This is a genomic window from Gemmiger formicilis (assembly GCF_024462815.1).
Lineage (GTDB): Bacteria > Bacillota > Clostridia > Oscillospirales > Ruminococcaceae > Gemmiger.
This window is the reverse complement of sequence record NZ_JANGCG010000043.1, coordinates 1-1,347: the sequence shown is the minus strand read 5'-3', so window position 1 is coordinate 1,347 and position 1,347 is coordinate 1. Positions and strand designations below refer to the sequence as shown.

At 42.5% G+C, this 1,347-nt stretch carries 1 protein-coding gene and 1 pseudogene; both read left to right on the top strand.

Annotation, left to right across the window (positions count from 1 at the left end):
* Positions 1–854, top strand: an 854-nt coding sequence (locus tag NE623_RS14395) for a site-specific integrase (RefSeq protein WP_256273497.1), incomplete at its 5' end; no start/stop codon positions are given.
* Positions 854–1,347: pseudogene (locus NE623_RS14390) on the top strand (tyrosine-type recombinase/integrase); the annotation flags it as partial. The gene NE623_RS14395 and the pseudogene NE623_RS14390, both read left to right, overlap by 1 nt.

The following is a 1,347-nucleotide window of genomic DNA, read 5'->3' as shown; positions in this document are numbered from 1 at the left end:
TATCTCTCCACGGACGCAGGGAAAATACGCTGCGCAGCCACAGAAATGTTCTTCTTCGCTTTACAGATTATTTGTTCAGCGTTGGAGTCACGGATTACAAATTACTTTCAGCAGATATTGTAAATCGATACGTCAAAGTTTTTTCGTGCAATTACAGCAATTCGGTTGTAAGGCTCCATTACAGTATCCTTTTACGCTTTTTTCAGTACCTTGCGCATAGTGGCTACAAGGAAACAGATTTGTCTTTGAAAATGATGCCAATTGTAAAAGTATCCTCTTCCGCGCGAATTCCTACAACATTAGATCTTAGCCAAATCGAAAGTATCCTTACATCTGTTGACCGTGAAAGTCCACAAGGGAAACGCGATTATGCAGTTTTAATGATTGCAGTAAAACTCGGCATTAGAACCAGCGATATACGTAATCTTCGCCCTGCCAATTTTAATTGGGAACAACATTTGGTGTCTTTCACCCAAGTCAAAACAGGAGAGCCGATAACTTTACCACTTCCCACAGATGTTGGATGGGCTGTAATAGACTATCTGAAAAATGGAAGGCCTGTAAGCGATGCCCCGGAAATTTTTCTCCGCGCAGTCGCTCCATACGTCTCTCTGCAAAATTTTGACAACATTCTTATTAAGCATATGCGAAAAGCGGGCATTCCTTTGGATTCAATAAAGCACCACGGGCTTCACTCGCTTCGACACAGCCTCGCAACACATATGTTAGATGAAGGAATCCCCATTACCTCGATTCAGGGTGTATTAGGACACATAAATGCCGATTCTACTCAAAAATATATTGGTGTAAATGTACGTCAGCTTCGCAGTTGCGCATTGGAGGTGACTGATTAGTGTTTGAGGAAAAATTTCTTGAACCCCATTTTACCAGTGTGCTTGCACCATATATGCTGGATGTTGTGGAGCAAAAACGTGCCCTTGGCAATAAATACAACGCCGGTGTTGAGGCACTCAGTGCATTCGATGACTTTTGCAATGAGCAACAATTGCGTATACCTGCCATTTCGAAAGAACTACTGCAAAAGTGGGAGAAAAAGAGACCTCACGAAAACGAAACCACGCAATGTTTTCGGATTTCGTATGTGCGAATTCTTTGTAAGTATTTGCACAGCAATGGCTATGATGCTCCATGTGCATTCCACCCTGCGCCTCATGTAAATAAATGTTTCGTTCCCTACATTTTTACGAAAGACGAAATCGAGAGATTGTTTTCTGCGGTAGATTGTACCAAAGAATCTTCAGAATCTCCACTACGACATTTAGTTATGCCGGTTCTGTTTCGCCTGCTTTATACATGTGGGTTGCGCGTGTCAGAGGCTCTGCACCT